At 70.9% G+C, this 25,926-nt stretch carries 23 protein-coding genes; 18 read left to right on the top strand and 5 right to left on the bottom strand.

Annotated elements, in window-relative coordinates; all coding sequences use genetic code 11:
* Positions 1–28: 28 nt before the first annotated feature.
* Positions 29–787 (top strand): DUF1648 domain-containing protein, encoded by a 759-nt coding sequence (locus RE421_RS03890; RefSeq protein ID WP_309814613.1) that lies wholly within the window; start codon positions 29–31, stop codon positions 785–787.
* Between the two features lie 31 nt (positions 788–818).
* On the opposite strand, the gene RE421_RS03885 is transcribed toward RE421_RS03890, so the two are convergent.
* Positions 819–1,925, bottom strand: a complete 1,107-nt coding sequence (locus tag RE421_RS03885; protein WP_309814607.1) for an iron-containing redox enzyme family protein — start codon at positions 1,923–1,925, stop codon at positions 819–821.
* Between the two features lie 214 nt (positions 1,926–2,139).
* On the opposite strand from RE421_RS03885, the gene RE421_RS03880 reads away from it, so the two are divergent.
* Complete coding sequence (locus RE421_RS03880; RefSeq protein ID WP_309814604.1) at positions 2,140–2,892, top strand: MBL fold metallo-hydrolase; 753 nt, start codon at positions 2,140–2,142, stop codon at positions 2,890–2,892.
* Positions 2,893–2,982: 90 nt separating this feature from the next.
* Positions 2,983–4,449, top strand: a complete 1,467-nt coding sequence (locus RE421_RS03875) for a protein adenylyltransferase SelO family protein (protein WP_309814601.1) — start codon at positions 2,983–2,985, stop codon at positions 4,447–4,449.
* Between the two features lie 6 nt (positions 4,450–4,455).
* On the opposite strand, the gene RE421_RS03870 is transcribed toward RE421_RS03875, so the two are convergent.
* Positions 4,456–4,989 carry a metallophosphoesterase gene (locus RE421_RS03870; RefSeq protein WP_309814599.1) on the bottom strand — a complete coding sequence of 178 codons (534 nt, stop codon included), beginning with the start codon at positions 4,987–4,989 and terminating at the stop codon, positions 4,456–4,458.
* A gap of 218 nt (positions 4,990–5,207) precedes the next feature.
* Between RE421_RS03870 and RE421_RS03865 the strand changes: the two genes are divergently transcribed.
* The 4 genes from RE421_RS03865 to RE421_RS03850 are packed head-to-tail and all read left to right on the top strand — an operon-like array spanning position 5,208 to position 8,746.
* Positions 5,208–6,227 carry an ABC transporter substrate-binding protein gene (locus tag RE421_RS03865; protein ID WP_309814596.1) on the top strand — a complete coding sequence of 340 codons (1,020 nt, stop codon included), beginning with the start codon at positions 5,208–5,210 and terminating at the stop codon, positions 6,225–6,227.
* A 50-nt stretch (positions 6,228–6,277) separates the two neighbouring features.
* Positions 6,278–7,129 (top strand): ABC transporter permease subunit, encoded by an 852-nt coding sequence (locus RE421_RS03860; RefSeq protein WP_309814593.1) that lies wholly within the window; start codon positions 6,278–6,280, stop codon positions 7,127–7,129.
* Position 7,130: 1 nt separating this feature from the next.
* Positions 7,131–7,940, top strand: a complete 810-nt coding sequence (locus RE421_RS03855; RefSeq protein WP_309814590.1) for an ABC transporter permease — start codon at positions 7,131–7,133, stop codon at positions 7,938–7,940.
* Positions 7,937–8,746 carry an ABC transporter ATP-binding protein gene (locus tag RE421_RS03850; RefSeq protein ID WP_309814587.1) on the top strand — a complete coding sequence of 270 codons (810 nt, stop codon included), beginning with the start codon at positions 7,937–7,939 and terminating at the stop codon, positions 8,744–8,746. The genes RE421_RS03855 and RE421_RS03850 overlap by 4 nt, the downstream gene beginning before the upstream one ends.
* A 10-nt stretch (positions 8,747–8,756) precedes the next feature.
* Here RE421_RS03850 and RE421_RS03845 read toward each other — a convergent pair whose 3' ends face one another.
* Entirely contained in the window at positions 8,757–9,704 is a 948-nt protein-coding gene (locus tag RE421_RS03845; protein ID WP_309814584.1) for a LysR family transcriptional regulator, read from the bottom strand.
* 193 nt (positions 9,705–9,897) lie between these two features.
* Here RE421_RS03845 and RE421_RS03840 point away from each other — a divergent pair, with 193 nt between their 5' ends.
* The 9 genes from RE421_RS03840 to RE421_RS03800 all read left to right on the top strand — a co-directional run bounded on the left by RE421_RS03840 (position 9,898) and on the right by RE421_RS03800 (position 19,910).
* Entirely contained in the window at positions 9,898–10,914 is a 1,017-nt protein-coding gene (locus RE421_RS03840) for a VOC family protein (RefSeq protein WP_309814581.1), read from the top strand.
* Positions 10,911–11,957 carry a fumarylacetoacetate hydrolase family protein gene (locus RE421_RS03835; protein ID WP_309814578.1) on the top strand — a complete coding sequence of 349 codons (1,047 nt, stop codon included), beginning with the start codon at positions 10,911–10,913 and terminating at the stop codon, positions 11,955–11,957. Before RE421_RS03840 ends, RE421_RS03835 begins: the two co-directional genes overlap by 4 nt.
* Entirely contained in the window at positions 11,954–12,949 is a 996-nt protein-coding gene (locus RE421_RS03830; RefSeq protein ID WP_309814572.1) for a cyclase family protein, read from the top strand. Before RE421_RS03835 ends, RE421_RS03830 begins: the two co-directional genes overlap by 4 nt.
* Positions 12,950–13,000: 51 nt before the next feature.
* Positions 13,001–14,140: an FAD-dependent monooxygenase gene (locus RE421_RS03825; RefSeq protein ID WP_309814566.1), complete on the top strand. Its 1,140-nt coding sequence runs from the start codon at positions 13,001–13,003 to the stop codon at positions 14,138–14,140.
* Positions 14,137–15,189: an amidohydrolase family protein gene (locus tag RE421_RS03820; protein ID WP_309814563.1), complete on the top strand. Its 1,053-nt coding sequence runs from the start codon at positions 14,137–14,139 to the stop codon at positions 15,187–15,189. The genes RE421_RS03825 and RE421_RS03820 overlap by 4 nt, the downstream gene beginning before the upstream one ends.
* Positions 15,161–16,159: a fumarylacetoacetate hydrolase family protein gene (locus RE421_RS03815; protein WP_309814558.1), complete on the top strand. Its 999-nt coding sequence runs from the start codon at positions 15,161–15,163 to the stop codon at positions 16,157–16,159. The genes RE421_RS03820 and RE421_RS03815 overlap by 29 nt, the downstream gene beginning before the upstream one ends.
* A gap of 258 nt (positions 16,160–16,417) precedes the next feature.
* Positions 16,418–17,740 (top strand): O-acetylhomoserine aminocarboxypropyltransferase/cysteine synthase family protein, encoded by a 1,323-nt coding sequence (locus RE421_RS03810; protein WP_309814555.1) that lies wholly within the window; start codon positions 16,418–16,420, stop codon positions 17,738–17,740.
* Entirely contained in the window at positions 17,737–18,252 is a 516-nt protein-coding gene (locus tag RE421_RS03805; protein ID WP_309814551.1) for a CoA-binding protein, read from the top strand. The genes RE421_RS03810 and RE421_RS03805 overlap by 4 nt, the downstream gene beginning before the upstream one ends.
* A 29-nt stretch (positions 18,253–18,281) precedes the next feature.
* Complete coding sequence (locus tag RE421_RS03800; RefSeq protein WP_309814544.1) at positions 18,282–19,910, top strand: RecQ family ATP-dependent DNA helicase; 1,629 nt, start codon at positions 18,282–18,284, stop codon at positions 19,908–19,910.
* A gap of 14 nt (positions 19,911–19,924) precedes the next feature.
* Here RE421_RS03800 and RE421_RS03795 read toward each other — a convergent pair whose 3' ends face one another.
* Positions 19,925–20,089: a hypothetical protein gene (locus tag RE421_RS03795; RefSeq protein WP_309814541.1), complete on the bottom strand. Its 165-nt coding sequence runs from the start codon at positions 20,087–20,089 to the stop codon at positions 19,925–19,927.
* Between the two features lie 686 nt (positions 20,090–20,775).
* Between RE421_RS03795 and RE421_RS03790 the strand changes: the two genes are divergently transcribed.
* Both RE421_RS03790 and RE421_RS03785 read left to right on the top strand, forming a co-directional pair.
* Positions 20,776–22,770 carry a hypothetical protein gene (locus tag RE421_RS03790; protein WP_309814538.1) on the top strand — a complete coding sequence of 665 codons (1,995 nt, stop codon included), beginning with the start codon at positions 20,776–20,778 and terminating at the stop codon, positions 22,768–22,770.
* 283 nt (positions 22,771–23,053) lie between these two features.
* Positions 23,054–25,081 (top strand): acetoacetate--CoA ligase, encoded by a 2,028-nt coding sequence (locus tag RE421_RS03785; RefSeq protein WP_309814535.1) that lies wholly within the window; start codon positions 23,054–23,056, stop codon positions 25,079–25,081.
* Here RE421_RS03785 and RE421_RS03780 read toward each other — a convergent pair.
* On the bottom strand, positions 25,078–25,875 hold the full coding sequence (locus tag RE421_RS03780; protein WP_309814532.1) for a carbon-nitrogen hydrolase family protein: 798 nt from the start codon (positions 25,873–25,875) through the stop codon (positions 25,078–25,080). The genes RE421_RS03785 and RE421_RS03780 overlap by 4 nt on opposite strands.
* Positions 25,876–25,926 lie beyond the last annotated feature (51 nt).

Raw genomic sequence — 25,926 nt, 5'->3', positions numbered from 1 at the left:
GGCATCCCGCCGTGGCTAGGATCGGGAGGTGACTGCCGATGACAACAGCCGCCTTCCGGGACTTCGCCATGGCAGGGCGGCGGCCTGGACTCCGTTCCTGCTGACGCTGGTCGTGCTGATCGCCTCCGCCGCGTGGGGCGCCCGGATCTATGACGACCTAACCGACACCATCCCCACCCATTGGGGGCCCGGCGGAGAACCCGACGCCTGGGACGAGAAGTCCTTCGGAACCGTGTTCATGCCGCAGCTGATCGCCGCCGGCTCTGCCGCGCTGATGGCGGTCCTGGCGCTCGTCATCCCCGCACTGCTGAACCCGCCGAGGAACCCCTCAACCTGGAAGCGATACCGGCTGGAGGGGGCAGAGCGCGCCACCATCTCCGTGCTGGGATGGATCTCCCTGCTGACCGTGCTGCTCGTCGGATTCCTCGGCGTCCAAGGCTGGATCGGCCCCGACGAGGTGTCCTTCGCGTGGCCGATGGCCCTCTACCTCGTCCTGGTCTTCCTCATGATCTTCCTGCCCTACCGGCGGTGGAACCGCTGGGCGGACGCCCGGGCCAGCGAGCACGGCTTCACGCCCACCGCCGAGGAGGAGGCCGAGGAGAGGCTCTGGCTCCCGGGCGGGATCTACAACAACCCGGACGAGCCACTGATCATGGTCCCCAAGCGAGAGGGCTACGGAGTCGGGACCACCATCAACGTCGGCAACCGGGCCGGCCGGACCGCCATCGTGGTGTTCCTGCTGGTCTTCGTGGGCGGCCCCCTGGTGCTGGTCTTCGCCGTGGGCTAGGCGCTCCCCGCCACCGGCCACGGAGGGCGCGTCATGCCGGCAGGCCGACCTCGGTGGCGGGGCCATGCTGGCCTCCGCGGGGCACGAAAGCGGAGGGCAGGGGCCGGCGCAGGGAGCTGCGTCCGGCATGCCAGGCCTCCAGCTGCCATCGGCCCAGGAGCTGGTCCATCAGGCAAGCGCTCGCCGCCCCGAAGAAGACGTCGTCGGCCAGGGATGGGTCCTGCTCGACCAGCCCACCGGCCAGGTCCCGTCCCGCCGCCCAACCATGGACCGCGCCCACCTCGGCCTGTTCGACCGCCGCGTCGGCGACGTCGGGGACCTCATCCACCGGAGGGAGACCGAGCCGCCGGAGTCCCTCGGCGTAGGCGGCATGGGGCAGCAGCGAGCCGATCTCATCGATGGCCAGCTGTCCGGCGGCCGCGCCGCGCAGACGGCGGTTCAGCCCGAACATCGACATCATGTTGACCGCGGCCAGCGAGAGGGCCGGCATCCATTCCAGGTAGGCCCCGAACCCGGTGTCCAGGCCGAGCGAGACCATCACCGCGGCGAACCGTTCGGCGCGCACACGATGCGGCTGGCCACTCCCGTACCCGTCGGTCTGGAGGTCCATTAGGGCGGCTTTGGGCCGGCCAGTCAGCCGGGGCACGGACCAGCAATGCGGATCCGACTCCTTGAGCTGGCGCACCGACTGGTGGACGAGGAACTCCCGCACCTGGTCGGTGTTGGCCTCCCGGCCGACGAAGTCGGTCACCGTGGGCCCCTTGGCCCCGGCCGTCAGCGCGGACAGGCGGTCGGCCACCTCCTCCGCAGACCTCGGTGCCTGCCCTTCGGGCCCGAAGAGTTCCGTGGTCCCCCGGCGCAGCCGGGCCTCGAACGCGGACTCGATCTGGTGGCGCACCTCCAGGAGTCCCGGATCCCACTCCCACCGGTCGTCCACCCCGTTGACGCCCGAGCCGTGCAGCTCATAGAGGCAGAACAGGGCCAGCTGCAGGTCCTCGTCGTACAGGATGTCCTCCGAGGTCCGGAGCGCCTGGCGGACCGATCCACCGGTGGCGGTCAGCGGGCAGTCGGACGGGTAGGCCAGCATATCGGCCCACAACATGTAGGTGACCGGCCCCCGGTTCTGGGGAAGTTTCACGGAGATCTCCTCGCGCAGGTACCGCACCACGGGTCCATCCCCGGCGCCTGGTCCCCTACACGATGTCCGCACGGCTCAGTGGACAGGGTGCCGCGCGTGAAGATGAGACTAGCAACACACCACCGGGCCACCAAGGAGGGGACCGGGTCTTCCCGGGCACACCAGTGGGAGGCCTACGGTGGGACCTGACGCGGAATCCGGACCAGGAGAGACCATGTTCATCCAGAATGTCGCCCCGGGCGTGCACCTGATCCAGCACGCCAACGTCAACTGCTACCTGCTGGAGGACCTGGAGGGCGGGACGGACCTGACCCTCGTGGACGCCGGGCTCCCGGGGGTGTGGACCGAGCTCGGCCGTGCCATCCGTGAATTGGGCCGGCGTCCGGAGGACCTGAAGGCGCTCGTGCTCACCCACGCGCACTTCGACCACGTGGGCGTGGCCCGCCGACTGGTCGAGCGGCTTGGCCTGCCGGTCTACGGCCACGCGGACGAGCGCACCCTGGCGGCACACCCCTACCGCTACGCCCACGAGAATCCCCGCGCCCTCTACCCGCTGAGGCACCCCCGCGCCGTCCCGATCCTGACGTCCATGCTCTTCGCCGGCGTCCTGGCGGTGCGCGGAGTGGACCTCAGCGACGAGCTCGGGACCTCGGACACGGTGCCCGTCCCCGGCCGCCCCCGCGTGGTCTTCAGCCCGGGACACACCTTCGGGCACTGCGCCCTGCACCTGCCCGAGCGGGACGTGCTGCTGACCGGCGACGCCCTCGTGACCCTGGACCCGTACACCGGGGAGACGGGGCCCCGGATCGTGGCCGGGGCCGCCACCGCTGACAGCGACCTGGCCCTGCGGAGCCTCGACGCCCTGGCCCAGACGGGCGCCGGCACGGTCCTGACGGGCCACGGCCAGCCCTGGAGGGACGGGATCGAGGACGCCGTCCTGGAGGCCCGCCGCCACGGGCGGGCCTGAGGCATCCCGGTCAGTGACGACGGCGAGAGGGGCGAGACCGGCGACGGCGGCCCCTCGCTGCCCGCGGCGCCGCACCGCTACGGTGGTCGCGTGAGCCGTACACCCCAACCGACCGTGACCCTGGGCGGAGCATTCGCCGCCGACCTCCCGGAGCTGGCGGTCCCCTGGCAGGCCGAAGAGGCCCCGGATCCCCGCCTGCTCGTCGTCAATGCGCCCCTGGCCGCCGACCTCGGCCTGGACCCGGACTGGCTGCGGGGTGAGGACGGACTCCGCTTCCTGACCGGCAACCGGCTGCCAGAACAGGCGATGCCCGTGGCCCAGGCCTACGCCGGGCACCAGTTCGGCTCCTACGTCCCGCGGCTGGGCGATGGACGGGCCCTGTTGCTGGGGGAGGTCACCGATGCCGAGGGACAGCGGCGGGACCTCCACCTCAAGGGTTCCGGACGCACGCCCTTCGCCCGGGGCGGGGACGGGCGCGCCGCCGTCGGGCCCATGCTCCGGGAGTACCTCGTCAGCGAGGCCATGCACGCCCTCCGGATCCCCACCACCCGTTCCCTGGCCGTGGTGGCCACCGGCCGGACGGTGCTGCGCGAGGACGGACCGCTGCCCGGAGCCGTGCTGGCGCGCGTGGCCTCCAGCCACCTGCGGGTGGGCAGCTTCCAGTACGCCCGGAGCCTGGACGACCACGACATCCTGCGGCGACTGGCCGATCAGGCCATCCGTCTCCACTGTCCGGAGGCGGCCCAGGACGAGCAGCCCTACCTGTCCCTCCTCCGCCGGGTCGCCGCCGCACAGGCAGGCCTGGTGGCCCGGTGGCTGCAGGTGGGGTTCGTCCACGGGGTGATGAACACGGACAACATGACCATCTCCGGCGAGACCATCGACTACGGCCCCTGCGCCTTCATGGACGTCTTCGACCCCCGTGCCGTCTACAGCTCCATCGACCGGGGCGGGCGCTACGCGTACGGCCAGCAGCCGGCGATCGCCCAGTGGAACCTGGCCAGGTTCGCCGAGACGCTGCTGCCGCTGCTGCACGACGACCAGGACCAGGCGGTGATCCTGGCCACCGAGGAGCTGAACGGGTTCACGCGTGAGTTCGGCACCGCCTACGCGGCCGGCATGCGGTGCAAGCTGGGCCTGGCGGCGGAGGCCCCGGACGAGGCGGTCGGCCCGCTCATCGACGACCTGCTCGCCCTGCTCCGGCAGGACCACATCGACTACACCCGGTTCTTCCGCCGGCTGGGCCACGCGGCGCGCGGCGATCTCTCTCCGGTCCAGGCCGTGTTCACCGACCGGCCGGCCTTCGACGCCTGGACCGAGCGCTGGCTGGCGTTCGGTCCGGATCCCGCGGCCATGGACCGGGAGAACCCCGTCTACATCCCCCGCAACCACCTGGTCGAGGAGGCCCTCTCGGCCGCAGCGGGGGACGACCTGGGGCCCCTGGAGCAGTTGCTGGAGGCCATCCGGGACCCCTTCCGCGAACGTCCGGGACTGGAACGCTACGCCGAGGGCCCGCCGGAGGACTTCGGCCGGTACACCACGTTCTGCGGCACCTGAGGGGCCTCAGGGGGTCCGGTCCACCGGGACCAGCCGCACCTCGCTCAGCCGTCCCTCCTGCACGAGAGCCGTCATGAGGGTGCACTCGGGCTGGCGCCGCCGGTCCGTGGGCGAGCCGGGGTTCAGCAGCCGCAGCCCGGGGTTGGCCGTCCCCTCCCCGGCCACGGTGTCCCAGGGGATGTGGCTGTGCCCGAAGACCAGGACGTCGTCCTCCGGGAAGGCGGCGGCCATCCGCTGCTCCCGCCCGCGGGCGGCTCCGGTCTCGTGCGTCATGGCGAACCGGACGCCACCGATCTCCACCCGAGCCGTCTCCGGCAGCCGCCGGCGCAGCTCCTCGCCGTCGTTGTTGCCCCACACACCCACGAGCCGCCGCGCCCGGGCCTCGAGTGCGTCCAGCACCTCCGGAACCTGCCAGTCACCGGCATGGAAGACGACGTCGGCCGCCTCCACCGCGCGCCACACCTGCGCGGGCAGGGCGCGGGCACGGGTGGGGACGTGGGTGTCGGCCAGGAACAGCAGGCGGACCGGCTCGGCGGGCATGCCTTCAGGCTAGCGGCCGAACCGCAACGATCTCCCGCAGCCCAGCGACGTGCACGCTATCAGTGAAACTGATGCCGGCTAGAAGCAAGAGCGCGTTCCCCTATGGTCTTTGAGTGGCGATGCTGATGTGACCTGGATCTCATTCACGCCGTGCATCGAGTCCAGGAAAACCGGCACCCCCGCCCCGGCCCTCGGCCAGGTTCATCACAGGAGATGACATGAAACTTCGACGCACCCTGCGACCCGCTGCCGCCACCACGACCGTCGCCCTGATGGTCGGATTGACCGCCTGCGGCGGCTCCGCCGAGACCGAGCCGGTCAGCGGCTCCGGGAGCAGCAGCGCCGCGGCCGAGGAGGTCCTCGAGATGACCGTAGCCCGCGGCGGTGTGAACATCGAGAACGCCGTGCTCGCCGATGAGCAGGGCTTCTTCGAGGAGGAGGGTCTCGACATCGGCGAGATGCAGCTCACCGGCATGGGCGGAGCCGCCGCGAACTCCTCCGTGATCTCGGGTGAGTTCGACGTGGCGGCCACCGACGCCGTCACCGTCATCCGGGCCGTGGCCGAGGGCATGCCCGTCGTCGCGGTGGCCGGCACCAAGTCGGCCGACCCGGACTACGAGGGTGAGGTCTCCGACGGGATCGTCGTCCCGCCGGGCAGCGACATCAAGGAATGGGCCGACCTGGAGGGCAAGAAGATCGGTGTCCCGGAGCTCGGCGGCCTGCCCCACATGGCCACCATGACCGGCTTGCTGCAGAACGGTGTCGACCCGGCCTCGGTCGAGTTCGTGCCGCTACCGACCGACGCCCTGGTGGAGGCCGCCGCGAAGGGCCAGGTCGACGCCGTCTTCACCTTCAGCATCTTCCTCCTCTCCGCCGTGGACAGCGGCTTCACTCGCGTCGGCACGGGGGTGCGCGAGTTCCTGCCCAACGCCCCGCAGGTGCTGTGGGTCGCCTCCAAGGAGTTTGCCGAGAAGAACCCGGAGGCCCTCGAGCGGTTCCACAACGCGATCGAGAAGGGCACCGAGTACGGCAATGGGAACGAGGAGGCCGTGCGTCAGGCGTACCACGACCACACCCAGCTACCGGCCCCGTTCATCGACGAACGCATGGTGCTCGAGCCTCTCAATGTCGAGTTCGACGAGGAGGGGTGGAACACCCTGCTTCAGGTGATGAAGGACGAGGGCGATCTGCGCGAGGACCTCACCTACGAGGAGATCGTCTGGGAGGGAGCCCGCTGAGCCGCCCGTCGGCCCACCGCTCCGCCCTGACATCATGAGAGGCCTTCGACGTGACCGTGACTGACATCCAGCGCGCCCCCGCCCGAGCACCGGCCGGCCCCCACGCCCGCAGCCGCCGACCGAGGGGCACACGGCTGGGCGGGATAGGGATCATCCCCTGGCGGATCCTGGTCTTCGCCGCCGGAGTCGCCCTGTGGTACCTGGTCCACGCCAGCGGGGTCTTCCCCGCCGCGCTCCTGCCCAGTCCGATCGGGGTGCTCACGGAGTGGGCCCAGGCACTCGCGTCCGCGAGCTTCTGGTCGATCCTGGGTGACACCCTCGCCGGCGCCCTGGTCGGCCTGGCGTTCGGTATCGTGGCGGGGATCCCGCTGGGGATCCTGACCGGGCGCTTCGTGGCCGCCGAACTGTCGGTGCGATTCCTCGTCGACTTCGGCCGCGCGTTCCCGGCCGTCGCACTCGTGGCCGTGCTCCTGCTGATCCTCGGGCGCGGCATCGAGGTGAAAGTGGTGCTCGTCTTCGTCGCCGTGGTGTTCATCATCATCCTGCAGACGCAGCACGGTGTCCGCAGCGTGAGCGCCTCGATCGTGGACACCACCCATGCGTTCCGGATCCGCGGGCGGCTCTTCGTGCGCAAGGTGCTGCTGCCCAGCGCCGCCCCCTCCATCCTGGCCGGCCTGCGCCTGGCAGCCTCCGTGGCCGTCCTCGTCACGATCTCCACGGAGGTCCTGACCGGAGCACCCGGCCTCGGGGCGAGCATCGCCGAGGCCCAGGTCGGCGGCAACTCCGCGCTCGCCTACGCCTACATCGTCTATGCCGGGCTCCTGGGTTACGCCGTGAACATGGGTCTCGGGTGGCTCCAGGGCCGGCTGTTGCGCTGGCAGCCCCAGGGATCGGGAGACTGACATGGGTACCAAGACCTACTCACCGCTGGTCTCGGTGCTGCTGCAGGCCTGGCTGCCGGTGACGCTGATCCTGCTGTGGTTCGTCGCGTCCGCGTCCTCCACCTCGGTGTTCTGGCCGCCCCTGACCGAGATCCTCGGCACCATGGGCCAGTGGGCCAGCAGCGGTGGGCTCTGGAGCGATGCGCTGTTCAGCTTCGGCAACTACTTCCTGGCGCTGCTCCTGTCCCTGGCGATCGGGCTGGCCCTCGGCACGGCGATCGGGCTGATGCCCCGGGTCGGCCTCATCCTGGACCCCTACCTGGACTTCTTCCGGTCCCTGCCGAACGTGGTCTTCGTCCCGATCATCATCCTCACGCTCGGGATCGGGCGGGAGCCGAAGGTGTTCCTCATCTTCATCGCCTGCGTGTGGCCCATCCTGCTCAACTGCATCGTGGGCGTGCGCTCCATCCAGCCCGCCATCTTCGAGGCGTCCCGGGCCTACCGGATCCCACTGCGCCTCCAGATCCCCAAGGTCGTGCTCGCCGGAGCGCTGCCGCAGATCGCGGTGGGCGTCCGGCTGGCCATCACCATCGGGATCGTGATGCTGGTGGTCAGCGAGATGTACGGCGCCACCGAGGGGGTCGGATACTTCATCCTGCAGAGCGGCCAACGGTTCCAGCTCGCCGCCGCCTGGGCTGGCACCCTGCTGGTCGGGGTCATCGGCTGGGTCTTCACCTCCATCTACGCCCTCGCCGAGCACCGGCTGCTGCGGTGGAACCGCGAGCAGGACGCAGGCCCCACCACCCGCCCCCGCAAAGGAGCACGCGCATGACCTCCCAGACCCTTGCCACCGATCTCGCCCTGTCCGCCCAGCACGTCAGCAAGGCCTTCGGCACGGGAGCGGAGAAGGTGGTGGTCATCGACGACCTCCACCTCGAGATCCAGCCCGGTGACGTGACCTGCCTGGTCGGCCCCTCCGGGGTCGGCAAGACGACCCTGCTGCGGCTGCTGGCCGGGCTGGCGGCGCCCACTTCGGGGCAGGTGTCCCTGGGCGGCACGCCGATCACCGGGGCTGTCGAGGAGATCGCCGTGGTCTTCCAGGACTACCGCGGTTCGCTGATGCCGTGGATGCGGGTGCTGCAGAACGTCGCCTTCCCGCTGGAGGGACAGGGCGTGGCCAAGGCGGAACGGCTGGAGCGCGCGGCCGCCGCCCTCGAAGTGGTCGGCCTGACAGACAGCGCCCACCGGTACCCGTGGCAGCTCTCCGGCGGCATGCAACAGCGGGTGGCGATCGCCCGGGCTCTGGCCTACGAGTCGCCGATCCTGCTGATGGACGAACCCTTCGGGTCCCTGGACGCCCAGACACGGTTCGAGCTGGAGGACCTGGTCCTCCGGCTGAGGCGGGACCTGGGCATCACGATCGTGCTGGTCACCCACGATATCGACGAGGCGGTCTACCTGGGCGACCGGGTAGTCGTCTTCGGGGGGCGGCCCTCCCGGATCGTCGACGACATCGCCGTGCCCCTGGGCGGGGGGCGCAGCCAGCTGGCCACCCGGGCCGAGCCCGCGTTCATCGAGCTGCGCACCCGGGTGCTGGACGAGATCCAGCGCTGTGGCCTCAAGACCTCCCCCCGGTAGCGGCGCGCGGTCACCCCGGGTGCGCGCCGCCGTCGTGGTCCTCGAAGCCGATGCGCGCCGCGGTGAACACCTCACGAAGCCACCGGTGCTCCGGATCGGGCTCGTGCACCGGGTGCCACCACAGCGCGCCCAGCAGCGGCACGGCGTTGAACGGCAGTTCCAGCACCTGGACGTCCCCCATGCGCTGAGCGAGCGGGGAGAGATGGCGTTGGATGATCGCCAGTCGCTCGGTGTGCTCCACGAACAGGGGCAGCATCACGAAGCTCTCCGCCACCGCCTCGATCCAGGGGTTCACCCCCAACTGCTCGAGTTGGCGCCCCACGGAGGTGAACGCGAAGCGGGTGCGGTAGGTGAAGACCCAGGGGGACTCGGAGAGCACGTCCATGGTGAGCCCGCCGGCGACCCGCTCATTGCCGGTGGCGGCGATGGCCACCCAGTCGTCTCGGATGACGTCCTGGTACGGCAGCTCGGAGACAACCCCGTGGGGCAGCACGAGCGCGTCGATCGAGGGCAGCCGCAGCAGCACTTCGTCCATGGTCTCCGGGGAAAACGGGACGAAGTGCATCCGGACGTGCGGCGCCTGCTGGTGGGCGATCCGGGTCACCCGCGGCGCGATCGTGGCCAGCGAGTAGTCGGAGCAGTGGATGATGAACTCGCGTTCGGACTCCGTGGGATCCCACCGAGATTGACTCTCGAACACCCGGCGCGTGGCCTCGAGCGCCACGGTGGTGTGCTCGGCCAGTCGCACGGCCAGCGGCGTCAGCTCATACGTGTTGCCCCGCCGGGCCAGCAGCTGATCGTCGAAGTGCCGACGGAGCTTGCCCAGGGAGGCGCTGAGCGAGGGTTGACTCAGCTGCAGCCGGGCCGCCGCCCGCGTGACGTTCCGCTCGGTGAGGAGGGCGTCCAGCGCCACGAGCAGGTTCAGGTCGAGGCGTGAGAGCAGGCGTTCGTCCGGCATGGCAGCGCCCTCCTTCTGTCGATGTCTGTCGGCTGCGGCCGCTGCTGCCTTCCGACCTTCCGGACAGACTATCAGCGATGACAATAGTTGGGATATGCATTCCGTACTTCACTGATGATGTGACTCCGACCACTATGGAACCAACGAGGCCCAACCGGGCCATGGCCCACTCCGGGCATTGAAAGGACCGAGGATGACCACGCTTCTCTCCCACCTCTCGTACGTGGCGTTGACCACTCCCGATGTCGAGGCATCGGTGGACTTCTACGTCAACAAGGTCGGTCTCACCGAGGTCGCCCGCCAGGACGGTGCCGTCTACCTGCGCTGCTGGGGCGACTACTACACGTATTCCCTGGTGATCCAGCACGGCGCCGAGCCCGCGCTGGCCACCATGGCCTGGCGCACCTCGAGCCGGGAGGCCCTGGACGAGGCCGTGCGGCGGATCGAGTCCGCGGGCGTCACCGGCGAGTGGTTCGACGGCTTGGACATCGGCCGCGCCTACCGCTTCGTGGGCCCCTGGGGCCACTCCATGACCCTGCACTGGGATGTCCGGCACTTCCGCTACGAGGAGGGCGAGCTCGCCTCCGTCTTCCCGGACCGCCCCCAGCGGCGCAGCCGGGTGGCCGGCGCCCCCCGGCATCTCGACCACGTCACTGTCTGCGCCAGCGATGTGGATGCCTTCGCCGCCTGGTACCACGAGGTGCTCGGGTACCGGATCATGGCCCGCACGGTGCTGGAGGACATCCCCCTCTCAGTGTTCTCGGTGATCACCACCAACGAGAAGTCCCACGATCTGGGCATCGTCCTCGACGGCTCGGACCGCGCGGGACGCATCAACCACTTCGCGTTCTGGGTGGACACCCGCGAGGAGATGCTGATCGCCGCGGACTCACTGCTGGAGGACGGGGTGCGCATCGAGTACGGCCCCACCATCCACGGCATCGGCGAGCAGTCGTTCCTGTACTACCGCGAGCCGTCCTCCATGCGCATCGAGCTCAACAGCGGCGGCTACCGCAACTACGTGCCCGACTGGGACGCGCACACCTGGAAGACGTCCCAGGGCTCCTATGACATCTACCAGAACAGCCCCATGCACGCGTCTTTGAGCGAGTCCTTCCCGCCCGCGAGCGGACCCAGCGCCACGGAGGAGGGCATCACCGAGGAGGTCCGCGACCAGCTGGTCGCGAAGTCGGCCGGGGCCACCGAATGACCAGCACGACGCCGGGCCCCGGCACCGGCTTGACCGCACCGTTCGCGGTGGCCCGCTTTCGGGACGGCGACGACGACCGGGACGGAGGCGGCCCCGTCCGCCTCGGCCTGGTGGCCGGGGAGCGCATTCGCCCCCTCGAGGAGGCGGACCTCGGCGCCCCGCACCTCAACGCCTTCCTGGCCGCCCCGGACTGGGACCGGCTCGGCCGGCTCGTGGACGCGGACGCGAATACTGGCACGGGGACTGACACCGGCGCGGACAGCGCCTGGCGGCCCCTGGCCGAGGTCACGCTGACCGCCCCGGTCCAGCCGCGCCAGGTCATCCAGGCCGGGGCGAACTACCGTACCCACGTCATCGACCTCGTGGTGGCCCACGCCCCGAAGGAGGACACCCGACCCGAGGCCGAGATCCGCGAGGACGCGGCCCGGATGATGGATGAACGCGCCGCCACCGGGGAGCCGTACTTCTTCATCGGGCTGCCGGCGGCGGTCGTCGGCGACGATGTCCCGTTGGTGTTGCCGTCCTACAGCGAGCAGCACGACTGGGAGCTGGAGCTGGCCGTGGTGATCGGCCGGGAGGGGTTCCGGATCGCCCCCGAGGAGGCGATGGACCACGTGGCCGGATACACCATCTGCAACGACATCACCACGCGGGACCGCGTGTTCCGTGCGGACTCGAAGGGACTGGGTGCGGACTGGTACCGCGCCAAGAACGCCCCGGGATTCCTGCCCACCGGCCCCTTCCTGGTCCCGGCGGGCTTCGTGGAACCGGATGATCTGGCCCTCACCCTGGACCTGAACGGCGAGCGCATGCAGGACGCCGTCACCTCGGACCTGCTGTTCGACCTGCCCGCCCTGATCTCCGCGGCGTCGCTGAACATGCCGCTGCTGCCCGGGGACCTGCTGCTCACCGGCAGCCCGGCCGGCAACGGCGCCCACTGGGGCCGGCTGCTGCGGGATGGCGACGTCATGGAGGGCTCGGTCCAGGGGCTGGGCACCCAGCGGGTCCGGTGTATCGCCGAGAGTGCAGGAGAGTACCGATGAGCTCACTGTCCGAGAACCCGGCGGACCTGGATCCGACCGATCCGACCGGAGAGGTCCGCGCGCGGGCCGAGGCGTACCGCAACTGGGGACGCTGGGGCGAGGATGACGTCCTGGGGACCCTGAACTTCATCGACGCCGCCAAGCGCCAGGAGGCCGCCCGCCTGGTGTCGGAGGGGCTGACCGTCTCGCTCGGCCAGGAGTTCAACGAGGACGGCCCGCAGAAGGGGTGGAAGAAGCGCAACAACCCGGTCCACACGATGACCGGCACCGGCCTGGACGCCGAGCGCAACCCCGGCGTCCACCCTCACGGGATCGGCGGGGCGGACGACCTGATCGTCATGCCCCTGCAGTGCTCCACCCAGTGGGACGGCCTCGGGCACATCTTCGACCACGGGTACGCGTGGAACGGCCGGCGGGCCGGGGACGTCGTCACCTCCCAGGGTGACCAGGTCACCGGGATCGAGCACGCCGCCTCGGTTCTCGTCTCCCGGGGCGTCCTGCTCGATCTGGGCCGGCACCTGCGCCCGGAGACCGGTGAGCTCGAGGACGGCTACGCGATCACCACCGCGGACCTCGAGGCCTGCGTCGCGGCACAGGGCGCCTCGTCCGCCGTCGCCCGCGGGGACATCCTGCTGGTCCGCACCGGTCAGCTCGCCCGGGTTCGCCGCCAGGGCTGGGGCGACTATGCCGGCGGGCCGGCGCCCGGGCTGTCCCTCACCACCGCGGGGTGGCTGCACCGCAGCGAGATCGCCGCGATCGCCACGGACACCTGGGGTTTCGAGGTGCGCCCCAATGAGTTCCATGATTCCTTCCAGCCTCTGCACCAGATCGTCATCCCCAACATGGGACTGACGGTCGGCGAGATGTGGGACCTGGAGGGGATCGGGCGGGCCTGCGCCGAGCGCGGACGGTATGACTTCCTGCTCTCGGCCCAGCCGCTGCCCATCACCGGCGCCGTCGGCTCCCCCCTCAATCCCATCGCCCTGCTCTGAGATCCACCCCCGGCATCACCAGGCCCATTGAGGCAGAGAGAGGTACTGATCATGACCGCAGTGAACAGGGTCGCCGTCGTCGGCACCGGAGTGAGCGGACTGGCCGCGGCCATCCAGCTGGCCCGGGCCGGCGTCGTCGTGGAGGTCTTCGAGGCGAAAGCCGAACTGAGCGCCCTGGGTTCGGGAATCTCGCTGCAGGGCAACGCCCTGCGCGCGTTCGCCGAGCTGGGGGTGTGGGAGGAGGCCAGCACGGCCGGGTTCCCGTTCGACGGGATGGGGATGCGGGCCCCCGGTCCCCAGGCCCCGGTGATCGCCCGCCGGGAGGAGGGCGAGGATCCGGCGTCCGGGTTGCCGTCCGCCATGGGCATGCCGCGTGCGGACCTCACCCGCATCCTGCATGATCACGCCGTCCGGGCTGGTGCCACCGTCTGGTTCGGCCAGCGGGTGACCGGTGTGGATTCCACCGAGAACCACGCCGAGCTTCTCCTGGAGACAGGATCGGCTGGGCGCTTTGACCTGGTGATCGGCGCCGATGGGCTGCATTCGACCGTGCGCACGGCCCTGGGCATCACGGTGGCCCCCCAGCACACCGGTATGGGGATCTGGCGGGCCTTCGTCTCCCGGCCGGCCGAGGTGACGTTCACGGAGCTGTACTACGGCGGCCCTTGTTACATCGCCGGGTACACCCCCACGGGCCGGGACTCGATGTACGCCTTCCTGGTGTCCGATGCGGGGGACCACTTCCGCGCCTCCGCCGCGGAGGGCGCTGCCGCCATGATCGAGCAGAGCCGCGCCTACGGTGGTCCCTGGGACCAGGTGCGTGCGGACCTGGCCACCGGAAACGCACAGGTGAACTACACGTGGTTCACCCAGCACGTGGTCCCCGGGCGGTGGAACCGCGGGCGTGCTGTGATCATCGGGGATGCCGCTCACTCCTGCCCTCCCACCATCGCCCAGGGGGCGGCGCAGGCTCTCGAGGACGCCCTGGTCCTCACCGAGTTGCTCGTGGAACGAGAGTCCCTGGACGAGGATCTGTGGGACGCGTTCCACGCCCGCCGCGTGGAGCGGGCCACGGCCATCGTGGACGCCTCCGTGCAGCTGGCCGAATGGCAGCGGGACGGCCGGGACCACTCCGCTGAGGTGCCGGGGCTGCTCGGCGATGTGGCCCGCCGAGTGGCGGTGCGGTCATGATCGTCGATGTGCACGCCCACGTGCTGTTGCCCTCCCTGCATGAGGAGGTCGTCCGCAGGGCCCCGGAGGGCGTGGCCGCGGCCGCCGAGCTGGACCACCGCCGTAACGGAGCGGCCAGCCAGCAAGTGTCCGGCCCCATGGTGGCCGCCCGCATCTCCCGCCTGGTCGACGTGGCCGAGCGGCTGCGGATCATGGACGAGCAGGGGGTGGACCGCCAGTGGGTGAGCGCCTCCCCGAACCACTACTACCCCTGGGCCGAGGAGGAGCTCGCCGTGTGGGCGTGCACGGAGGCCAACCGGCTGATCGCCGAGCACGTGGCCCAGGCGCCGGAACGGCTCACCGGTCTCGGACTGGTTCCGTTGCAGTGGCCTGAGCGCGCCCAGGGACTCCTGGACGATGCCGTGCTCGGCCACGGGCTGCTCGGAGTGGAGATCTCCTCCGCCGCCGGGGACGTGGAGCTCTCGGACCCACGCTTGGAACCGTTCTGGACGCGGGCCGCCACACTCGGCTGCCCGGTGTTCGTCCACCCGTTCGGCTGCTCGCTGGATGAGCGCCTGGACCGGTTCTACCTGGTCAACACGGTGGGCCAGCCGGTCGAGAACGCGGTCGCGCTGTCCCACCTCATCTTCGGTGGCGTGCTGGACCGCCACCCCGGCCTGCGGGTGGTCGCCGCCCACGGCGGCGGGTACCTGCCGACGGCGATCGGTCGTTCGGACCACGCGTGGCGGGTCCGTCCGGACGCGCGGGGATGCGAGAACCCGCCCTCGCACTATCTCACGCGGATCTGGTTCGACACCGTGGTGCACGATACCCGCGCACTGCAGCAGCTGGTCGAGGTGGCCGGGTCGTCCCAGGTCCTGATGGGCAGCGACTATCCCTTTGACATGGGCAGCGAAGACCCGGTCGGGTTCCTCCGCGCGGCCGGGCTGGCCCCGGACGTGGAACGCGCGGTGCTCGGCAGCAATGCGATCGAGCTGGAAACGCACCAGAACGCAGTACTGCAGACACAGGAGGGCCGCGATGAGGATCGGACGCTGGACGCACGGTGACACCCACGGTGAGGGCTTCGTGATCGAGGATGCGGTGGTGCCGTTCCCCGAGGGCGCCACGGTGCAGGAGGTCCTCGCAGCCGGGCTGGCGGCCGCCGCGGACCTCCACGACCGGGCCGACCCCGCGGGCGGCGTCCCCCTGTCCGAGGTCACCCTGCTGGCGCCGCTGGCGCCGGCCTCCGTGCGAGACTTCGCCGTCTTCGAGGAACACGTGGAGGGTATGAGCGCCGACTCCAACGGTGACCCTCAGGTGGGAGAGGCTTGGTATGAGTCCCCCACGTTCTACTTCACCAACCCGCACCAGATCTTCGGCACCGGCCACCGGATCACTCCCCCGGCCACCGAGCGGCTCGACTTCGAGCTAGAGATCGCCGTGGTGGTCGGCGGGGTGGGCGGGCACCCCGGCACCGACCTCAGCGTGGTCGAGGCAGCTGACCACGTGTTCGGCTACCTGATCATGAACGACTGGTCGGCCCGGGACATCCAGGCAGCCGAGATGCGCGGCCACCTGGGCCCCGCCAAGGGCAAGGACTTCGCCACCTCGCTCGGGCCGTGGATCGTCACCGCGGACGAGATGGCGCCCTTCCTGGATGCCGAGGGGTTCTTGGCCATCCGGGCCGAGGTGTACGTCAACCACGAGCTCATCGGTGCAGACCTGGTCTCGAACATGGCCTGGACCTTCCCCGAGCTGCTCGTCTACTCCTCCCGGGCCTCCCGAGTGGTTCCCGGGGATGTCATCGGCTCCGGCACCGTCGGCAACGGCGGGTGCCTGGGCGAGCTCTGGGGCAAGGCGGGCGGCCAACTGGAGCCGCCTCCGCTGCAGGAGGGAGACGTGGTCCGCATGACCGTCGAGGGGCTCGGCGAGCTGACAGGGATCGTGGGTAGATCCCGCGACGCGCACCCACTGCCGACCGCCCGCGCCCGCCCGGCGCCACGTTCCCGAAGCCGGGTGGCTGAGCACGCTGGCTGATCCGAGACTCCACCACCGGCAGGCTGCAACGGCTGGCCTCGTCGGCCAGATCGACACAGACAGCCGATCGGCAGGCGGCTACGGTTGGACCGACCGATCCCGATCTGACGTATCCCCAGGTCATCTTTCGACCCCCAGTTAAGGGGAACGGGCCGGCGTCGGGAACAATGAACGCAACGGGACCGTTGCACCAGCCACCGCCACCCGGCACTTCCCTGGCGCACCGCCCCCGATCCCGTCCCCGCAGGAAGGACCCTCGTGGCAGAACACCAGTTCGGCTTCCGTACCCGCGCGCTGCACGCCGGCGCCGTCCCCGACGCCGTGCACGGCTCCCGCGCCGTGCCGATCCACCAGACCACCTCCTACGTCTTCGAGTCGGCGCAGGACGCCGCCAACCTCTTCGCGCTGCAGAAGTACGGCAACATCTACTCGAGGATCGGCAACCCCACGGTCGCCGCCTTCGAGGAGCGGATGGCCTCGCTGGAGGGCGGCATCGGGGCGGTCGCGACGGCGTCCGGCATGTCCGCGGAGTTCGTCACCTTCGCGGCCCTGGCCGGGGCGGGGGACCACATCGTGGCCTCGTCCAAGCTCTACGGCGGCACCATCACCCAGCTGGACGTCTCGCTGCGCCGCTTCGGCGTGGAGACCACCTTCGTGGACTCGATGGAGGCCGCCGACTTCGAGGCCGCCATCCAGCCGAACACCAAGGCCGTCTACACGGAGATCGTGGCCAATCCCTCCGGGGACATCGTGGACCTGCCCGGCCTGGCCCGGGTGGCCCACGCCGCCGGGGTCCCGCTGATCGTGGACGCCACGCTGACGCCGCCGTACCTGATCCGCCCCTTCGAGCACGGCGCGGACATCATCATCCACTCCGCCACCAAGTTCCTCGGCGGCCACGGCACCACCCTCGGCGGCGTGGTGGTCGAATCCGGCCTGTTCCCGTGGGACAACGGCAACTTCCCGTCCATGACGGAGCCCGTGCCCTCGTACGGCGACGTCTCCTGGTGGGGCAACTTCGGCGAGTACGGCTTCCTGACGAAGCTGCGCTCCGAGCAGCTTCGCGACTTCGGCCCCGCCCTGCCACCGGCCTCCGCCCAGCAGCTCATGCTCGGCCTCGAGACCCTGGCCCAGCGCATGGACGCCCACCTGGCCAACGCCTACCGCGTGGCCGAGTGGCTCGAGGCGGACGAGCGCGTCTCCTGGGTCAACTTCGCCGGGCTGCCGTCCCACCCGCACCACGAGCGCGGCAGGGAGCTGCTGCCCCTGGGGGTCGGGTCCGTCTTCAGCTTCGGGGTGAGGGGAGGGCGCGACGCCGGCGCCTCCTTCATCTCGAACCTCCAGCTGGCGAGCCACCTGGCCAACATCGGCGATGCCAAGACCCTGGTCCTGCATCCCGCCTCCACGACGCACCAGCAGCTGACCGCCGAGCAGCTCGTCTCCGCCGGCATCCCGGACGACCTGATCCGCCTCTCCGTGGGCATCGAGGACGTGGAGGACATCCTCTGGGACCTGGACCAGGCCCTGGAGGCCGCCGTGAACGGCACCGCTGCCACCGAGATCCCGGAGGAGGCCAAGTGAGCACCGCACTGCCTGACCGCACCTGGACCGGACCGTCCGCGCCCGAGCGCCTGCGCCTGCTGCGCGAGGCCCGGTCCATCGCCATCGTCGGCGCCTCGGACAAGCCGGCCCGCGCGTCCTACTTCGTGGCCACGTACCTGAACAGCTCCACGACGTTCGACCTGTACTTCATCAACCCGATCCTGGCGGAGAAGGGCACCGAGATCCTCGGCCACCAGGTGTACGCCTCGCTGGCCGATCTGCCCGTGAAGCCGGACATCGTGGAGGTCTTCCGCAAGCCGGGAGACGCACCCGGCGTGGTGGAGGAGGCCCGCGCGGCCGGCGCGAAGACCGTGTGGCTGCAGCTGGGCATCTGGAACGAGGACGCGGCGCACCTGGCCGAGTCCGCCGGGATGAACATGGTCATGGACCGTTGCGTGAAGATCGAGCACGCCCGCTTCCACGGCGGGCTGAACCTGGCCGGCTTCAACACCGGCGTGATCTCCTCCAGGCGCCAGCAGCTGGACCGCTGAGGCCCTGAAGCGCCCGTAGAGTCGAGCCCATGACGGCCACGACTGCAGAGATCCACCGACTCGCCCGCGACGTCTTCGGCTGGGACGAGTTGCGTCCCAGCCAGGTCGAGGCGGTGGAGGCCGCGCTCGCCGACCGGGACGTGCTGGCGGTGATGCCCACGGGCTACGGGAAGTCGGCCGTCTACCAGCTGGCCGGCGTCCTGGCCGAGGGTCCCTGCGTGGTGGTGTCCCCGTTGATCGCCCTGCAGGGCGATCAACGGGACGGCCTCAACGAGCTCGCGGCAGGGGCCGGCACGCGTGCCGTCGCCATCAACTCCTCCCTCTCCGCCCGGGACCAGGAGCGCGCCTGGCAGTCCGTGGAGGACGGAGAGGTGACGTTCCTCTTCCTGACCCCGGAGCAGCTGGCCAAGGACGACGTGCTGGCACGGGTGCGGGAGGTGCGCCCCGCATTCCTCGCGGTCGACGAGGCCCACTGTGTCTCCGCCTGGGGCCATGACTTCCGTCCGGACTACCTCCGGCTCGGCGCGGCGCGGCATCGGATGGGCTCGCCAACGATCATCGCCCTGACCGCCACCGCCTCGACCCCTGTCCGGCAGGAGATCGTCGAGGGACTGGGTCTCGACGACCCGCTCGTGATCGCCTTGGGCTTCGACCGCCCCAACCTGCACCTCGCGGTTGAGCGGCATCACGAGGACGGTGACAAGCGTGAGAGCGTGCTGGAGCAGGCCGCGGGGCTGCCCCACCCGGGACTGCTCTACACGGCGACGCGTCGCGATGCCGAGGACTATGCCGCCCGGCTCGGCGACCGGGGACTGGCGGTCCGGGCCTATCACGCCGGGCAGAAGGCCGCCGAGAGGGACCAGACGCTCCAGCTGTTCCTCGAGGGATCCCTCGACGTCGTGGTGGCCACGAGTGCCTTCGGCATGGGCATCGACAAGGCCGACGTGCGGTTCGTGGTGCACGCCGACGTCACCGACTCCCTGGACACGTACTATCAGGAGGCCGGACGCGCGGGCCGCGACGGCCAGGGTGCGCGGGTGGTGCTGAACTACCGCAGCGAAGACCTCGGCCTGCGCAGCTTCTTCGGCAGCCACCAGGCGGACCAGGAGGTGGTGGACGCGGTCGTCCGGGAGTTCCGACGCGCGGACTCTCCGCTGCCACTGACCCACCTGAAGCGCGCGGTGGCCGTCAGCGGCCGTCGGGTCACCGGCACGGTCAACCTGCTGCAGGCGGCCGGCGCCGTGACCTCATCCCGGCGGGGACTGGCCCTCGTGGAGGGCGTCGGCCCGAAAACGGCCGCCCGGCTGGCCGAGGAGACCGCAGAGCGGATGGAACGCATCGACGGATCGCGCCTCGAGATGATGCGCGGCTACGCGGAGACCGATGGCTGCCGCCGCCAGTACCTGCTGGGCTACTTCGGTGAGGAGCTGGCCGATCCCTGCGGCAACTGCGATGCCTGTGACGAGGGCACCGCGGAGGACCTGACACATGAGGATGCGGAGTTCCCGCTGCAGAGCGCGGTGGAGCACCGCGACTGGGGGCCGGGCCTCGTGATGAGCGTCGACGACGACCGCGTGACCGTCCTCTTCCGAGAGCAGGGCTACCGGACCCTGTCGCTGGAGGCCGTGCGGGAGCAGGACCTGCTCACCCGGGTCTAGCTCGGCCGGCCGGTTCAGCGCCGCGGTGGCTGCGGGCCGCTTGTGCCGCCATCGCCGGGTCGTCCGCCGCGTCCACTGGTGAAGCGCCGCGCGGCGTCCGTGGCCTGGCGGATCATCTTCCGGCCCTGCGGGCTGTTGGCGAAGGACTGGGCCTTGCGGGCCAGGTCTGTGAACTTCATGGTCTCCTCCTGGTGGCGTCCTGTCGGTCCCCTCAACGGACAGAGCGAGACCCCGGGCTGCCGGCTGCGGAGGGGAATCGCATTACGCCGGACCCGGGGTCCCTGTCATCACTCGCACCTTCATCACTCGCACCTTGATGAGGTGCTTACAGCATAGGGAACGAAAGTGAGGATGAACCCCACACCAGCTGTGAAAACGCTGTGGACCCGGACCACTGACGAAGGGCAGCAGACAGTAGAAGCAGTGACTCGGCAAGGGTTCCCGGACGGAGCGAGACCCCGGGCTGCCGGCCGCCAGAACGGTCCGGACCCGGGGTCCCTATCATCACTCGCACCTTCATCACTCGCACCTTGATGAGGCTCTCCCAGAGTAGGGATCCGAGATGGGGGCGAACCCCACGGCGCCTGTGTGTTTGCTGGTCGACGAGCCCGCTCCCCCGCCATGCCGGACCGCCAGGAACGCCGATGAATTCTCCGAACTACCAGATACTGCCCTTGCGTCAACATCTACTCGCTGGTAACTATGAATCCCATCGCATGTGGCACCCGTCACATTTTGCAGTCCTGCGGGCCCTCCCCTGGGCCAGCGCCCGGCTGCCACGGACCAGCCGTCCGGCGATGCCCCGACCGGTGATCCCGGTTGCCGCCACAGCCGCCTCCCGAGCGGCCTGACGTCAAGGATTCCTATGCACACCCGCTCCCGCCATCACCTGCCCTGGGCGGTGCTGGCCGCGCTCCTCGCCCTCTTCCTCATCGCCGGCCTCGCCTTCTACTCGCTCTACAGCTCCCGCGTGGCCCAGGGCGCCGCCCAGCTGGACGACGGCATGCGCACCGCCCAAACGGGCAGCGCCGACCTCAACGACGGGGCAGTCCAGGCGCAGGCCGGCGCCGAGCAGCTGGCCACCGGCACCGACGACCTGAAGGACGGCTCCGCGCAATTGGCGCAGGGCGCCGCCGAGGCGCAGGAGGGGTCCACCGAGCTGGCGGCCGGCACCACCGAGCTGCACGCTGGAACCACCGAGCTGAAGGCCGGGGCCAACCGGGCCTCCTCCGGGGCCGGCGAGCTGGCCGGCGGAGCCGGCCGGCTGTTCGCCGGCACGCAGGAGGTGGCGGCCGGAGCCGTGCGCGCCGACAACGCCGCCCAGAAGCTCAACGCCGGTGCGGGCCGGCTGTCCACCGGCGCCCAGGACGCCGCGTCGGGCGCGCAGGCGCTGTCCGCGGGCGCCGGGGAGCTGCGGGGCGGCACGGACACCCTGGCCGCCGGCGCGGGGGAGCTCGATACCGGCGCCAGGGCCCTCCAGGAGGGTGCCGGACAGGCCGCCTCCGGAGCCGGGGAACTCTCCACGGGCGCCGGCACCCTCGCGGACGGCGCGCGTCAGCTCGGCGCGGGCGTGGACGAGGCGGCCACCGGCTCCTCCGCGCTCTCCACCGGGCTGGGCACCCTCTCCGCCGGACTCACCGAGGCCTCCGAGGGTTCCGCCGCCCTGAAGTCCGGCACGGCCGAACTGGCCCGGGGCGCCGCCGAGCTGGAGTCCGGCTCTGCCGAGCTCTACGCCGGTCTGCAGCAGGGCGTTGACGGCGCCGCCGAGCTCAAGAACGGGTCCGCCCAGCTCTCGGCCGGACTGATCCAGCTGCGGGACGAGGTCCGGAAGAACCCCCTGTCTCCGCCGGACCTGCGCATCGCCGTGGAACAGCTCGCCGCAGGGGGGCAGCAGCTCGACGCCGGCGTGGGTGAACTTCAGGCCGGCACGATCCAGCTGCGCGACGGCGGCCAGCAGCTGGCGGACGGCTCGTCCGCCCTGTCCACCGGTGCGGACCAGGCCGCGGCGGGCGCCGCGGACCTGCAGGCCGGACTCGTGCAGCTCGAGGACGGCGGCCAGGAGGCCCTGTCCGGGTCCCAGGCGCTGAACGAGGGGCTGGGCCAGATCCAGGCCGGGGTCAAGGGCACCCGGACGTCGCCGGGCCTCGTGGGAGGCGCCGAGCAGCTCGAGGCCGGTGCCGGCGAGCTCGCCGAGGGCAACACCGCCCTGGCCGAGGGCTCCACGCAGCTGGTGGACGGCACGGGCCGCCTGCGCGCCGGAGCCGCGGACCTGAGCGCCGGCGCCGGTGAGCTCTCCGCCGGCGCCACGGAGCTGGCGGACGGCAACGGCGCCCTGGCCACCGGCGCGGGCACGCTGCATGATGGCACCTCCGAGCTGGCGGCCAAGACGCCGGACCTGGTGGACGGCACGGACCGGCTCACCACCGGCGCCCAGTCGCTGGGCACCGGCGCCGCCCAGCTCCAGGAGGGCAACGCCGACCTGGCCGAGGGTTCCGCCGCCCTGGAGACGGGAGCCAAGAAGCTCTCCGGCGGTGCGGGACGGCTGGAAGGCGGACTGGCGGAGCTCCGGACGGGCGCCGGAGACCTCGACGACGGCGCCGCCCAGCTGCGGGAGGGAGCCGCCTCCCTGGCGGACGGCAACGGAGCCCTCGCCGAGGGAACCGAGAAGCTGGCGTCCGGCTCCCTGCAGCTGGCCTCCGGCACGGAGGAGCTGCGCTCCTCCTCCCAGGCGGCCGCCGCGGACCAGATGGTGACGAAGCCTGCCGGTCTGCTGCTGCTCATCCCGTTGCTGCTGCTGGTCATCCCGGTCGCGATGATGTTCGTGCTGCGACGCCGCGAGCGGTCCGTGGACTCCTACTAGGCCACGCCCCGCGGACAACCACCAGGTCCAGCACCACGTCCAGCATCAGGACAGAGCAGGGCCCCGGGTGATCCGGCTGCGTGAGGGGAACGCGATCTGCCGGGCCCGGGGCCCTCTGTCATCACTCGCACCTTGATGAGGTGGTTCCACCCTAGGAACCGTAGGTGAAAATGGGCAGGACGTTGTCTGGGAGATCGCTGATAACGCGTCTCGGGCCCCGCACCACCCGTCATACACGCTCACGGAATCACGGTCGGACGTGATCTGCGGCACCATCGGAGCCATGGAGAACCTCCCCGCCCCAGCGCCTGCCGCACCCGCCGTCATGTGGATCCCGGACCCCGGGCAGGCCACGAACCTGGGCCGCTTCATCGACTGGGTCGCGGAGCACCGCGGGGTGGACCTGCGCGATCACCGCGGCGGGGACGGAGGCCACGACTACCGCGCCGTCTGGCAGTGGTCCGTGGACCACCTCTCCGATTTCTGGGACGCCGTGCGCGAGTTCCACGGGGTCATCGGCACGGGGTTCGGCACCCCGCCCCTCGTCGAGCCCCGGATGCCGGGGGCGGTCTGGTACCCGGACGCCCGGCTGAACTTCACCGAGAACGTGCTGCGCTGGGCGGCGGACCCGCAGCGCGCGGGGCAGGCCGCCGTCGTGCGCATCTCCGAGGAGAACGAGACCGAGGAGATCACCTGGGCCCAACTGCGGGACCGGACCCACGCGCTGGCGGCGCGACTGCGCGGGCTCGGCGTGCGGGCCGGGGACCGCGTGGCCGCCGTGCTGCCGAACGTCCCCGAGGCGCTGATCGGGCTGCTGGCCGCCGCTGCCCTCGGCGCGGTCTGGACCATCAGCTCCCCCGACCTCTCGGTCACCGCCACCCTGTCCCGGCTGCGGCAGCTGGAGCCCGTGGTGCTGATCGGCACGCGCGGGTACCGCTTCAACGGCAGGGACCTGGACTACTCGGCGCAGCTGAACGAGATCGCCGCGGGGCTGCCCACCGTGACCACCGTCCTGACGGAACAGGACCTGCAGGACACGGCCCACGACGCCGGCCCTGCCGGCTCCCAGCCGGACGTCACGGGGCAGGACGGAGACCCGGCGGGCTACACCCGCGTCCCGTTCGACCACCCGCTGTGGATCCTGTTCTCCTCCGGCACCACGGGCGAGCCCAAGGGGATCATCCACGGGCACGGGGGCATGCTGCTCGAGGCGCTCAAGGGATGCGGCCTGAACCAGGACATGGGCCCGGCCGACCGCTACTACGTGGCCGCCAACACCTCGTGGATGGTCTGGAACACCCTCGTCAACAACCTCGCCGCCGGCGCCTCCGTGGTCACCTACGCGGGCTCGCCGAAGGCCGGGGACGCGGACCGGCAGTTCGAGATCATCGAGCGCACGGGCGCCACCATGTTCGCCACCGGCGCCGCGTACCTCTCCCTCGTGGAGAAGTCCGGGCTGGTGCCGGGCCGGCGGTGGGACCTGTCTCGGTTGCGGTCCATCCTCTCCACCGGCTCCCCGCTGCCGGACTCCACGTGGCAGTGGGTCCATGAGGCCGTCCGGGCCCAGGTGCACCTCGGCTCGGACTCCGGCGGCACGGACATCTGCTCCGGGTTCATCGGCTCCAACCCGCTGGAGCCGGTCCACCGGGGCGAGCTGCAGGGGCCGCTGCTCGGCGTGGACGTGCAGGTGTGGGATGACAGCGGGGAGCGGGTGCGCGGCGAGGTCGGTGAGATGGTGATCCGCCAGCCCATGCCGTCCATGCCGGTGGGCCTGTGGAATGATCCGGACGGCTCCCGCTACCGGGACACCTACTTCTCCGTGTTCCCCGGAGCCTGGGTGCAGGGCGACTGGATCACCGAGACCGAGCGCGGCGGGTTCGTGGTCCACGGCCGCTCCGATGCCACCCTCAACCGGCAGGGGGTCCGGCTGGGCTCCGCGGACCTCTACTCCGCGCTGCAGCACGTGCCGGAGGTGGTGCAGTCCATGGTGCTCGGGATCGAGGAGCCGGGCGGCTACTACATGCCCCTGTATGTCCAGCTGGCGCCCGGCGCCGAGCTGACCGAGGAGCTGGACGCGCGGATCCGCCGCACCATCCGCGAGCGCGCCTCCGCCCGCCACGTCCCGGACGCGATCCTGACCGCCCCGGGCATCCCCGTGACCCATGCGGGCAAGCGGATCGAGGTGCCCCTGAAGCGGGTGTTCACGGGGCGGCCCGCCGAGCAGGCCGTCAACCTCGGCTCGGTCGCGAACCCGGAGGCCGTGGACTTCTTCCTCGCGGAGGCCGCGGCCTACCGGAGCACCCTCGGCTAGGCTCGCAGCGCCTCCACGTCCGTGCGGCGATTGTCCAGCACCGGCAGGAAGGACCGCACCTCGTCGATGCGCTCGCGCGTGACCTCTGCGGTCTCCACGGCCTCGCCCTCCTCGCCGAGGAAGGCCACCGGCACGGCCAGGGGGTCGATGATGGCCGAGTGACCGATCGTGTTGTCACTGCGCGTGCCGGCCGCCGCCACCCACACGGTGTTCTCCACGGCGCGGGCCTTGAGCAGCAGCTGCCAGTGGTCGATCTTGTGGTCGCCCTTGAACCAGGCGGCCGGCACCAGCACGACGTCGGCCCCGGCCACCGCCAGCGACCGCGCCACCTCCGGGAAGCGCAGGTCATAGCAGGTCATGATGCCGAACGTCAGGCCGCCCAGCTCCACCGTGAGCAGGCCCCGGTCCCCGGCCGTGATGCGGTCCGACTCCTTGTACTTGAACGCGTCGTAGAGGTGCAGTTTGCGGTAGGTCCCCAGGATCCGGCCCTCGGCGTCCACGGCCACCACCGTGTTGTAGGGCCGCTCGGTGCCGGAGGGCTCGTAGCCGCCGGCCACGATGGCGATCTGCAGGTCCGCGGCGATCCGGGTGACCTCGGAGACGAAGCTGGACCAGCCGGCGTCGACGGCCTCGGCGAGCGGACCGCCCACGTGGCGGACGGTGAACATGGACTCCTCGGGGAACAGCACCAGGCCGGCCCCGTCATCCCGGGCCGACTCGGCCAGCCGCCGCAGCGTGGCCAGGTTCTCCGCGACCACGCCCGTGGGGCGGAATTGTCCGACGCTGATCCTCATGTTCCCGTCCTCCTCGCATGGTGCGGTGCCGTTCGCCCAGCCTAACCTGAG

Origin of the sequence: Citricoccus sp. I39-566, assembly GCF_031432995.1 — a bacterium.
In the GTDB taxonomy this organism is placed as follows: Bacteria; Actinomycetota; Actinomycetes; order Actinomycetales; family Micrococcaceae; genus Citricoccus; species Citricoccus nitrophenolicus_A.
Note: the sequence above shows the minus strand (reverse complement) of the source record. Positions and strands in the feature narration are given on the sequence as shown.

Excerpts from the sequence above, each read along its gene's own strand:
- RE421_RS03855 (WP_309814590.1), top strand. The coding sequence starts at position 7,131 with ATGGGTACCAAGACCTACTCACCGCTGGTCTCGGTGCTGCTGCAGGCC.
- RE421_RS03785 (WP_309814535.1), top strand. The coding sequence starts at position 23,054 with ATGGAGAACCTCCCCGCCCCAGCGCCTGCCGCACCCGCCGTCATGTGG.
- RE421_RS03800 (WP_309814544.1), top strand. The coding sequence starts at position 18,282 with ATGACGGCCACGACTGCAGAGATCCACCGACTCGCCCGCGACGTCTTC.
- RE421_RS03790 (WP_309814538.1), top strand. The coding sequence starts at position 20,776 with ATGCACACCCGCTCCCGCCATCACCTGCCCTGGGCGGTGCTGGCCGCG.
- RE421_RS03835 (WP_309814578.1), top strand. The coding sequence starts at position 10,911 with ATGACCAGCACGACGCCGGGCCCCGGCACCGGCTTGACCGCACCGTTC.
- RE421_RS03815 (WP_309814558.1), top strand. The coding sequence starts at position 15,161 with ATGAGGATCGGACGCTGGACGCACGGTGACACCCACGGTGAGGGCTTC.
- RE421_RS03840 (WP_309814581.1), top strand. The coding sequence starts at position 9,898 with ATGACCACGCTTCTCTCCCACCTCTCGTACGTGGCGTTGACCACTCCC.
- RE421_RS03830 (WP_309814572.1), top strand. The coding sequence starts at position 11,954 with ATGAGCTCACTGTCCGAGAACCCGGCGGACCTGGATCCGACCGATCCG.
- RE421_RS03820 (WP_309814563.1), top strand. The coding sequence starts at position 14,137 with ATGATCGTCGATGTGCACGCCCACGTGCTGTTGCCCTCCCTGCATGAG.
- RE421_RS03880 (WP_309814604.1), top strand. The coding sequence starts at position 2,140 with ATGTTCATCCAGAATGTCGCCCCGGGCGTGCACCTGATCCAGCACGCC.
- RE421_RS03850 (WP_309814587.1), top strand. The coding sequence starts at position 7,937 with ATGACCTCCCAGACCCTTGCCACCGATCTCGCCCTGTCCGCCCAGCAC.
- RE421_RS03870 (WP_309814599.1), bottom strand. The coding sequence starts at position 4,989 with ATGCCCGCCGAGCCGGTCCGCCTGCTGTTCCTGGCCGACACCCACGTC.
- RE421_RS03825 (WP_309814566.1), top strand. The coding sequence starts at position 13,001 with ATGACCGCAGTGAACAGGGTCGCCGTCGTCGGCACCGGAGTGAGCGGA.
- RE421_RS03865 (WP_309814596.1), top strand. The coding sequence starts at position 5,208 with ATGAAACTTCGACGCACCCTGCGACCCGCTGCCGCCACCACGACCGTC.
- RE421_RS03795 (WP_309814541.1), bottom strand. The coding sequence starts at position 20,089 with ATGAAGTTCACAGACCTGGCCCGCAAGGCCCAGTCCTTCGCCAACAGC.
- RE421_RS03845 (WP_309814584.1), bottom strand. The coding sequence starts at position 9,704 with ATGCCGGACGAACGCCTGCTCTCACGCCTCGACCTGAACCTGCTCGTG.
- RE421_RS03780 (WP_309814532.1), bottom strand. The coding sequence starts at position 25,875 with ATGAGGATCAGCGTCGGACAATTCCGCCCCACGGGCGTGGTCGCGGAG.